The sequence below is a fragment of the Mesorhizobium sp. genome (assembly GCF_005063415.1).
GTDB lineage: Bacteria > Pseudomonadota > Alphaproteobacteria > Rhizobiales > Rhizobiaceae > Mesorhizobium.
Map to the genome: position 1 here is coordinate 1 of NZ_SUEG01000056.1, position 9,192 is coordinate 9,192.

Sequence of the window (9,192 nt, forward strand, 5' to 3'; positions counted from 1 at the left end):
GTGCCGATGACATAGAGTACCGACGCCTTGGTGCCGGAGACCAGCCCCTCGAGCTTGCGGTTCAGCACATCGATTGCCGCGGCATTTTTCTGCGACAGCGCGTCACGCACTTGCTGGTCTGCGGACAAAAGCAGGGGCAGGGCGCGCGGGCTTTCGAGCACGGCGCGCAGCAGCGCAACCTTCAGATTGGCGTCGGTACGCCCCTGCGCCGCCAGGGTCTCGACCTCGGCCTTGCGGCCGTAGAGGCCGGCGCCGTAGAGCGCTGCCGTGACGATCAGCAGGGCGACGGCCGCAAACAGCAGCCAGGCTCGGCGCGCCCGCCTGGCGAGTTGCTCGGGCGTCGAAGACAAGGCACCGGCGGGGCGTTGCAGCATCGCCCATTTGTGCATGAACTCGCACAAAACACAATTCGACCTATGCGGAGAGTCGCACTTGACCATGCGTCCGGCAGTGCGGACGTTTGCGAATGCTCAACAAAATCAATGACGAAGAAGTCTTCTGCGTATCTGGCACGGCTGTTGCAAACACGAATTCAGCAGTCGCGAGGCTGCTGGTCAAAACAACTGCCCCGGGGAGTCGAGCTTTCGATCGGGGCGCCATGGAGGACGTCATGCAGACAGCAATCGCTGCCGCCGAGCCGCGCGGCAAACTTCCCTTATACCGGCATCTTTATGTGCAGGTGCTGGCGGCGATCGCCGCAGGCGTGCTGCTCGGCCATTTCTATCCGGAAACCGGCGAGGCGATGAAGCCGTTCGGCGATGCCTTCATCAAGCTGGTGAAGATGGTGATCGCGCCGGTGATCTTCCTGACGGTGGCGACCGGTATCGCCGGCGTTTCCGACTTGCAGAAGGTCGGCCGCGTCGCCGGCAAGGCGATGATCTATTTCCTGGTGTTCTCGACGCTGGCGCTTGTCGTCGGCCTGGTCGTCTCCAATGTCGTCCAGCCCGGCGCCGGCATGCACATCAATCCGGCCACGCTCGATACCACCAAGGTGACGGCCTATGCCGAGAAGGCGCACGACACAACCATCGTCGGCTTCCTGATGAACATCATCCCCGATACCATCACCGGCGCTTTCGCGCAGGGCGACATTTTGCAGGTGCTGTTCTTCTCGGTGCTGTTCGGTGTCGCCCTGGCGCTGGTCGGCGATCGCGGCCGTCCGGTCGTCGATTTCCTGCAGGCGCTGACCACGCCGATCTTCCGCCTCGTCGCCATCCTGATGAAGGCCGCACCGATCGGCGCGTTTGGCGCCATGGCCTTCACCATCGGCAAATACGGCATCGGCTCGATCGCCAACCTCGCCATGCTGATCGGCACGTTCTACCTGACCGCGCTGCTGTTCGTGCTGGTAGTGCTCGGCGCTGTCGCCCGCTACAACGGCTTCTCGATCCTGGCGCTGATCCGCTACATCAAGGAGGAGCTGCTGCTGGTGCTCGGCACCTCGTCCTCGGAAGCGGCACTGCCGGGTCTCATGGCCAAGATGGAGCGCGCCGGCTGCAACCGCTCGGTGGTCGGCCTGGTCATCCCGACCGGCTATTCCTTCAATCTAGACGGCACCAACATCTACATGACGCTGGCGGCGCTGTTCATCGCCCAGGCGACCGACACGCCGCTCACCTACGGCGACCAGATCCTGCTGCTCGCCGTCGCCATGCTGAGCTCCAAGGGTGCCGCCGGCATCACCGGCGCCGGCTTCATCACATTGGCGGCGACGCTGTCGGTCGTCCCCACCGTGCCGGTCGCCGGCATGGCGCTGATCCTCGGCGTCGACCGCTTCATGTCGGAGTGCCGGGCGCTGACCAACTTCATCGGCAATGCCGTGGCGACAGTGGTGGTGGCGCGCTGGGAGGGGGAACTCGACCAGACGAAGTTTGCCGCCGCCATGGCCGGCGACTTGCCGGAGGAAGTCGACCTGTCGCTGCCGGGTTTGCAGGCCGCCTGACTGTTTAGGCCAATGACTATAAGGCCCGGAGGCGGTTCGCCGGCTCCGGGACAAGAGCACCGGCCGTCGCGGCATGCCGCCTGAAACGCAACCTGAAGTGGCCCTGTTTTCGATGCGGGGCTTGTTCCAGCCGCATTTGAAGGTCAGTATCCGCCATGCCTTCATGGCACCCGTCCGCTTCGTTCCCGACCTGATCGCGAGGCGAGACATTTCCGTCGGGCTCGGTTGCGATTCATCTTGCCGAAATCGTCGGAGCTTTGCTGCCGCCGACCCTGACCATGGCAGCAGCCTCGAAGGCAATGGCGGCCTCAACACGAAGTCGCAAAGCGAAACGTGACTCGTCTCCTGTTGGAAAGCGCAGGCTTTTCCCCGGGGAACTCGTCGCGCGCCAAGAGGGGCGCTTGAAGGGGGCGGGCCCATGAGGGCCTTTGCCGAACCAAAGCAAGATGCGAGGTCAAACGCGATGCAGTCTGTCCAAAACAGGATTCCGGTATCCATCATCATCCCGAACTACAACTATGCGCGGTTCCTCAAACGCAGCATCGACAGCGCGCTCGAGCAGGACTACGCGGATGTTGAAGTCATCGTCGTCGACGATGCATCGCAGGACAATTCCACGACAATCATGGAATCCTATCGCGACGAGATCCTCGCATGCCCGCGAGCGCAAAATGGCGGACACGCGGCGGCCTTCAACACCGGCTTTGCGGCGAGCTCGGGCAAGATCGTCCTGTTCCTCGACGCCGACGATTATCTCTATCCGACCGCCGTCTCAACCATCGTCGACACCTGGGACGAGGCAACCGCTCAGGTCCAGTCCAGACTGCATATCGTCGACGAAGGACAGCGCATCAAGGATGTCTTTCCGCCACCCGAACTGCCTTTCGACAGCGGCGACGTCATGCCGAAACTGCTGCACAAAGGCCGCTATCAGACGACCGTGACCAGCGGGTTGGCGTTCGACCGCGCAACGCTGGAATCGATCATGCCCATCCCGGAGCCGGAGTTCCGCCAGGGCGCCGACGGCTATCTTGCAACGCTGGCGCCTATGTACGGGCACGTCCAGTCGATCGACGAATGCCTCGGCGCCTACCGGATCCATGGCGCCAACCATTCGGTCTTCGGTGAAAAACTCGCCGAGCGGGCACGCTGGCGGGTAACCCACGATTTCCGCCGCATGCAGGCGCTGTCGGACCAGGCCTCCGGGATCGGCCTGACCATCGTGCCGTCGGATGCTGTCCGCCACGATCCGGTCCACCTGGAGGAGCGGCTGGCGTCGCTCTGCGCCGACAGAGACCGACATCCGGTGGCCGATGATTCCCGGCTGGCGCTCGGGGCGGCCGGCGCGGTCGCCAGCCTCGAAATGACCGCATCCCTGCGGCGGCGCGCCATCCTTGCCGCCTGGTTCCTGTCGGTCGGGGTGTTGCCGCGGAAAATGGCCACGGCCGTGCTGTCGTGGAAGCTTGACGCATCGTCGAGGCCGGCATTTTTGAGCCGCCTGTCCAAGAGAATCCGCCACGCGATGGGGTAGGTTACGAAGCGACTCCGCCAGGTATTCTGCCAGGTCTGCAACCCGGCTGGATTGCGAACAATGCCATTGTGGAACATGGTGATCCAAACCAAAGGACAACCAGCCCATGACCCCTTACGAGCCCATGCGTCCGATGGAGCGCTGCCCATCCCACCCTGGGGCGCTGCTCGACGACATTATCCCGGCAACCGGAAAGACCAAGGTGGAAATCGCCAATCTGCTCGGAATCTCGCGCCAGCAGCTCTACGATATTATCCGCGAAAAGAAGCCGGTGTCGCCGGCCGTCGCGGCGCGTCTTGGAAAGATATTCGGCGACGGCGCCGCGATCTGGCTCAGGATGCAGGCCGCTTACGATGCGTGGCACGCGGAGCGCGAGGTCGACGTCAGCGCCATTCCAAGGCTCCATGCTGCCTGAGATGCAATAAAATCCGCCAAACACCGAGGCTCACAAATCGATCACGGCCCGTGCTGCCGGGATCGGCCCTCCGGTTCGACGGCTCGCTCGACCAGGACATGCGCCTCTCGCGCGGCCTCGACGAACGCATCCCTGGCGGCTTCGGTCCAGCGGTCGTCGCTCATGGCGCGGCGGCATGTGCGCAGTGCCAAGCCGTGTTTGGCGCTGCCAGCGTCACGCCAGTGGGCTTCCAGCAATTCGACAGCCTGCCGTGCGTTGGAAATGTTGCGGATATCTCCCACGATGCCGACCGCAACCGCAACCGGCTTGGAAAACCATCCTTGGTTCATGGCGAAGCCTTCGACGTGTTGAACTACCTATAACGAAAATCGTAGCGCAAGGTTTCATTCGCGCCAGTCACCACGGCGTGAGGCGGCCCTCACTGCGCCGCGCGCAGCCTGACCACGACGCCGCGCGCCACAAGCACCAGCACTGTGATGACGATCAGGATCACCGAAAGTGCGGCGATCGCCGGGTCGATGTTGTCGCGCAGGCCCATCCACATCAAGCGCGGCAGCGTGATGGCGTTGACCGAGGTGATGAACAGGGTGACGCCGATCTCTTCCCAGGACAGCACGAAGGACAACAACGCCGCGGTGACGATGCCGAACTTGATGTTGGGCATGATGATGCGGGTGGCGCGCTCCCACACGGTGGCGCCGAGGCCGCGGGCGGCAAGATCGATGCGGCGGTCGAGCTGGCTGAGCGACACCAGGATCAGCACCGTGGCGAAGGGCACCGTCATCACCGCATGTGCCATGGCGACACCGAGCCAGGTGTCATAGCCGAAGAACGACGAGAAGCCCGAGATCGAGGTCAGCAGGAAGTAGAGCGTGATTGCCGAGACCACCGGCGGCACCACCATCGGCAGCAGCACGAAGCCGACGAGAGCGGCGGTGAAGCGCGGCTGGAACATCCAGACGCCGAGGCTGAAGCACAGCGCCAGCACCGTGGAAAAGGCGCTGCTGACGACGCCGATCCTGATCGAGAGCAGGATCGAATTGATCCAGCGCGGATCCTCGATCAGCGCCCGGTAATGGCGCAGCGACAATTCGCCGGACGGCATCGCCAGCATGCGGCTCGGCGTCAGCGACACCGGAATAACGGCGAGCAGCGGCAGCAACAGGAACAGCGCGACCAGGGCGGCGAGGACCAGCGAGACGGGACCGGGGCGATAGGTCGGCATCGCGCTACACCAATTGCTTCGGTCTGACATAGCGGAACAGCAGCGCCATCAGCGCGCCGACGAACAGCACCAGCACCACGCTGATCGCAGCGCCCAGGCCCCAGTCCGGGCTCTGGAAGATGCGGAGATAGATCAGCTCGGCGATCATCACGCTGCGGCCGCCGCCGAGGATCGCCGGCGTGACGAAGAAGCCGAGGGAAAAGACGAAAACGATCAGCGCCGAGCCGATGATGCCGGAGCGGGTCATCGGCACGAACACCGACCAGAAGGTGCGCATGCGGCTGGAGCCGAGGCCGCGCGCCGCCAGCAGCACACGGTCATCGAGGCTGCGCATCGAAGAGGCCAGCGGAAACACGGCGAAGGGGATGAGGAAATGCGTCATGCCGACGATAACGCCGAACTCGTTGCGCACCAGCGCCAGCGGCTCCGAGATGAAGCCGACCGCCTGCAGCCAGGTGTTGATCAGGCCGCGATTGGACAAAAGCGCCACCCAGCCGAAGGCGCGCGTCAGCACCGAGATCCAGAACGGCACCAGGATGCAGAACTCAGCCACGACGCGCTGCACCGGCGTGCCGCGCACCCAGACAACGGTGATGGCGTAGGCGGCGGCAACCGAAACGATCGTCACGATCGCCGCGATGCGCAGCGTGCGGATGAAGACCGACTGCACCAACTGATCCGTGAGCAGCGCATTGTACTGCCCCAGCCCCGGCGTGGGCAGCGTAAAACTCCATTTGACCACGCCAAGGAATGGCCAGGCATAGGCCAGCACAAGAAAGAGGAGCAGCGGCGCCATCAACAGCGCCGCGCCCATCCTGTCGGAGAGGTATGCTCTCATCCGGCTATCCCGGCTTGTCAGGCGGAGATGATCTTCGTGTATTCGTCGAGCGCCGCCCCGTAGTTCTTGGCGTACCAATCCATGTCGAGCGGGATCTGCTTTTTCATGTTCTCGGGATCGACGGGGTTGATGCGCTTCTTGTCGGCGGGGATTAGCGCGTCGGCGGCCGGGTTGGCCGGACCCTGGCCGAGCTTTTCGAACATGATGAGTTCCTTCTCCGGGTCCTGGGTGCTGGCGATGAACTTCATCGCCGCGTCCTTGCCGCCGGGATTGCCCTTAAGCACGGCGAGCGCGCCGGGCGAGATCAGGCCCTGGTCCCAGATGAACTTGATCTTGCCGCCGGAATCCTGCTCGATCAGCGAAGCCCGAGTCGACCAGACGATCGCCATCGAGGCCTCGCCATTGAGCAGCACGCTCTGGCTTTCGGCGCCGCCACCCCAATAGGCGACGACGTTCTCCTTGAAGGCGGCGATCTTGTCATGCGCGCGCTTGAGGTCGAGCGGGTAGAGCGAGGCCGGCGCGATGCCGTCTGCAAGCAGTGCCGCTTCCCAGCTCGACACGCCCCATTTGTAGAGCGAGCGCTTGCCGGGGAATTTTGCCACGTCGAAGAAATCGGCCATGCCGGTCGGTGCCTGGCTGCCGTATTTCTCGGCATCGTAGGCGATGACGTAGGAGAAGAAATAGGTCGAGGCGGCGTATTCCCAGCCGAAGCCCTCGCGCATCTTCTTCTTGTCGACGATCGCATAATCGATCGGCTCGAGCATGCCTTGGGCGCCGAGCGTGATGGCCGAGAACGGATCGACGTCGACCAGGTCCCAGGTCGGCGCGCCGCTCTTGAACTGCGCTGCGATCGCACCTTCGGTCGGGCCGGAGCCGTCCATCTTGACGACAATGCCGGTCTCCTTGGTGAAGGCCTGGCCGTAAGCCGCATCATAGGCGGTGATGGCGTCGCCGCCCCAGTTGACCAGCACCAGTTCCTTTGCCGCGGCAAAGGCGCCGGTCGAGCGCAGCAGCATCGGCGTGCCGGCCAGCACCAGTGCGGCCAGCTGCGTGAACTGCCGGCGCGAAATCTCGCCGCGCACTGCCCTGGCGGACAGCGCCTCGATGGAATTTTTCTTGGTTTGGTTTGTCATGTCAGTTCCCCTTTTTTGTCGTTGGTATTTCCTGAAAGTCAGCTTGGCGAATTCGCCTCGCCGATCGTCATTGTCCTCCGTCCGGAAGGAGGAAACCCTTTTCCGCCGGCCAGGTCAGCCAGACGGAATTGCCCTTGCTGAGCGCAGAGGCGGCGACCTCGTTCGGCACCGACACCGTCACCTTGGCGCCTTGGCGCGTCGTCAGATCGAGCCGCGTCGCAGCACCGAGATAAGTCGAGGCGACGGCAGTTGCGGCGATGCCGTTCTCGCCTACTGCCGCTTCCGGCGCGATCGACATGTATTCGGGCCGGATAGCCAGGATGGCGTCGCCCCGGACCTTCTCGGCCTTGCAGCGCATGCTGATCGCGCGGTCTTCGCAGACCCCCGTCGAGCCATTGTCGGCCGGGCGCACGCCCTTCAGCGGCAGCATGTTGATCTCGCCCAGGAACTCGGCGACGAAGCGGTTGTCCGGCCGGTCGTAGACCTCGTCCGGCGCGCCGACCTGCAGCAATTTGCCATGGTTGAAGATGGCGACGCGCGACGACAAAGCCAGCGCCTCGCTCTGGTCATGGGTGACGAAGACGAAGGTGGTGCCGGTCTCCTGGTGCAGCCGCTTCATCTCGGCCTGCATCTGGCCGCGCAGGCCCTTGTCGAGCGCCGAAAACGGCTCGTCGAGCAAAAGCACGCCCGGCTCGAACACCAGCGCCCGCGCCAGCGCGACCCGCTGCTGCTGGCCGCCGGACAATTGCGACGGCAGTTTCTTTTCGTGGCCCTTGAGCCCGACGCGCTCGATCATTTCGCCGACGCGGCGCTTGATCTCGGCCGACGATTTCTTGCGCACCTTGAGCGGGAAGGCGATGTTGGCCTCGACGCTCATATGCGGGAACAGCGCATAGCCCTGGAACACCATGCCGGCGGCGCGCTGCTCGGCCGGCCGCTCGGTGATGTCGACGCCGTCGCTGTAAAGGCGACCGTCGGTCGGCTGAATGAAGCCGGCAAGGATCATCAGGAAGGTGGTCTTGCCGGAACCGGAGGGGCCGAGCAGGGTGAGGAACTCGCCACGGCCGATATCGAGCGTCAGATCGTCCAGCGCACGGAACGAGCCGAAGCTCTTGCCGATCCCGATTGCCTTGATCTCTGCGGCCCGGCCGGGTTGCTGCATCCTGCCCTTTCCTTAGCGTAGGCGAAATCGTAGGCAGGGCGGCGGCTCACCGCAACCGAATAGTTTTCGCCTGATCGGCAAATTTGATTCATCTATGGTGCCAATCTCCCCCCTGGAGGGGGAGATTAACGCTGGTTCTCCGACAGCTTCGACCTTAGCCACCGCCCAAACGCCTCCAGCACCGGATGCGCCGCCTTGGCGTGCTCGGAAACCAGAAAATACGAGCGCGGGGAGTTGATCGCTATGTCGAAGGGGCGGACCAGCCGGCCTTCGCTCAATGCCCGGCCGCTGGTCAGCTCGTCGCCCATGGCGATGCCCTGGCCGGCGATCGCCGCCGAAAAGACCAGGTTCATGTCGGAAAAGAAGATGCCGCCTTCCGGGTCGGGGTTCTCGACCTTGGACAGCGCCAGCCAGCGCGCCCAGTCCTCGGTGTCACCGAGATGCAGGAGATTGGCGCGCAGCACGTCTGCCGGCTTGGAGAAGCCGCCGATCTTGTTGAGCAGGGTGGGGCTGCACAGCGGCGTGAACGAGATTTCGCACAACAGCTCGACCGCGCGGTTCGGCCAATTGCCGACGCCAAAGGCGATGAAGGCGTCGGCCTCGGCATTGCTGACGTCATCGAGACGGCGCGGCGTCAGGATGCGGAGCGCGACATCGGGATACATCTGCCGGAACTCGCCGATATGGGTGCACAGGAACAGCGAGGCGAAACCCGGCGTGCAGCTGACACTGAACGAGCCGCCGACGCCGGTGCCGGCATGGCGCGTCACCGCGTCACCCAACACCGTCAGCGCCTTGCGCACATCGCTGGCATAGCGCTGGCCGCGCGGCGTCAGCGCCACGCCCTTGCCGATGCGCTCGAGCAGGTCGAAACCGAGATCGCGTTCGAGCAGGCGCAATTGATGACTGACGGCGCTTCGGGTCAGATGCAGTTCGTCGGCGGCGC

The 9,192-nt window shown here is 64.0% G+C and carries 9 protein-coding genes and 1 pseudogene; 3 read left to right on the forward strand and 7 right to left on the reverse strand.

The features are described 5' to 3' along the window. Positions 1-374, reverse strand: a pseudogene (locus E5W70_RS16355) (two-component sensor histidine kinase); the annotation flags it as partial. Positions 375-610: 236 nt separating this feature from the next. On the opposite strand from E5W70_RS16355, the gene E5W70_RS16360 reads away from it, so the two are divergent. The 3 genes from E5W70_RS16360 to E5W70_RS16370 all read left to right on the forward strand — a co-directional run bounded on the left by E5W70_RS16360 (position 611) and on the right by E5W70_RS16370 (position 3,888). Continuing rightward, complete coding sequence (locus E5W70_RS16360) at positions 611-1,942, forward strand: dicarboxylate/amino acid:cation symporter (RefSeq protein ID WP_292659748.1); 1,332 nt, start codon at positions 611-613, stop codon at positions 1,940-1,942. A 463-nt stretch (positions 1,943-2,405) separates the two neighbouring features. Then, positions 2,406-3,473, forward strand: a complete 1,068-nt coding sequence (locus E5W70_RS16365) for a glycosyltransferase (RefSeq protein ID WP_292659750.1) — start codon at positions 2,406-2,408, stop codon at positions 3,471-3,473. A gap of 106 nt (positions 3,474-3,579) precedes the next feature. Further along, on the forward strand, positions 3,580-3,888 hold the full coding sequence (locus tag E5W70_RS16370; protein WP_292659752.1) for a HigA family addiction module antitoxin: 309 nt from the start codon (positions 3,580-3,582) through the stop codon (positions 3,886-3,888). Between the two features lie 41 nt (positions 3,889-3,929). On the opposite strand, the gene E5W70_RS16375 is transcribed toward E5W70_RS16370, so the two are convergent. From E5W70_RS16375 to E5W70_RS16400, 6 genes are all read right to left on the reverse strand, one after another. Beyond that, positions 3,930-4,217, reverse strand: coding sequence for a DUF982 domain-containing protein (locus E5W70_RS16375; RefSeq protein ID WP_292659754.1), 288 nt, complete (start codon positions 4,215-4,217; stop codon positions 3,930-3,932). Between the two features lie 89 nt (positions 4,218-4,306). Continuing rightward, positions 4,307-5,113 carry an ABC transporter permease gene (locus E5W70_RS16380; protein ID WP_292659756.1) on the reverse strand — a complete coding sequence of 269 codons (807 nt, stop codon included), beginning with the start codon at positions 5,111-5,113 and terminating at the stop codon, positions 4,307-4,309. A 4-nt stretch (positions 5,114-5,117) separates the two neighbouring features. Next, on the reverse strand, positions 5,118-5,951 hold the full coding sequence (locus E5W70_RS16385; protein WP_292659757.1) for an ABC transporter permease: 834 nt from the start codon (positions 5,949-5,951) through the stop codon (positions 5,118-5,120). A gap of 17 nt (positions 5,952-5,968) precedes the next feature. Then, positions 5,969-7,084 carry an ABC transporter substrate-binding protein gene (locus E5W70_RS16390; protein ID WP_292659759.1) on the reverse strand — a complete coding sequence of 372 codons (1,116 nt, stop codon included), beginning with the start codon at positions 7,082-7,084 and terminating at the stop codon, positions 5,969-5,971. 67 nt (positions 7,085-7,151) lie between these two features. Further along, positions 7,152-8,246 (reverse strand): ABC transporter ATP-binding protein, encoded by a 1,095-nt coding sequence (locus E5W70_RS16395; protein WP_292659760.1) that lies wholly within the window; start codon positions 8,244-8,246, stop codon positions 7,152-7,154. 125 nt (positions 8,247-8,371) lie between these two features. After that, positions 8,372-9,192: LysR substrate-binding domain-containing protein (locus tag E5W70_RS16400; protein ID WP_292659761.1), on the reverse strand; the 821-nt coding region annotated here is incomplete at its 5' end.

Coding starts and splice junctions, on each gene's coding strand:
- E5W70_RS16375 (WP_292659754.1), bottom strand. CDS start 4,217: ATGAACCAAGGATGGTTTTCCAAGCCGGTTGCGGTTGCGGTCGGCATC.
- E5W70_RS16395 (WP_292659760.1), bottom strand. CDS start 8,246: ATGCAGCAACCCGGCCGGGCCGCAGAGATCAAGGCAATCGGGATCGGC.
- E5W70_RS16385 (WP_292659757.1), bottom strand. CDS start 5,951: ATGAGAGCATACCTCTCCGACAGGATGGGCGCGGCGCTGTTGATGGCG.
- E5W70_RS16365 (WP_292659750.1), top strand. CDS start 2,406: ATGCAGTCTGTCCAAAACAGGATTCCGGTATCCATCATCATCCCGAAC.
- E5W70_RS16370 (WP_292659752.1), top strand. CDS start 3,580: ATGACCCCTTACGAGCCCATGCGTCCGATGGAGCGCTGCCCATCCCAC.
- E5W70_RS16380 (WP_292659756.1), bottom strand. CDS start 5,113: ATGCCGACCTATCGCCCCGGTCCCGTCTCGCTGGTCCTCGCCGCCCTG.
- E5W70_RS16390 (WP_292659759.1), bottom strand. CDS start 7,084: ATGACAAACCAAACCAAGAAAAATTCCATCGAGGCGCTGTCCGCCAGG.
- E5W70_RS16360 (WP_292659748.1), top strand. CDS start 611: ATGCAGACAGCAATCGCTGCCGCCGAGCCGCGCGGCAAACTTCCCTTA.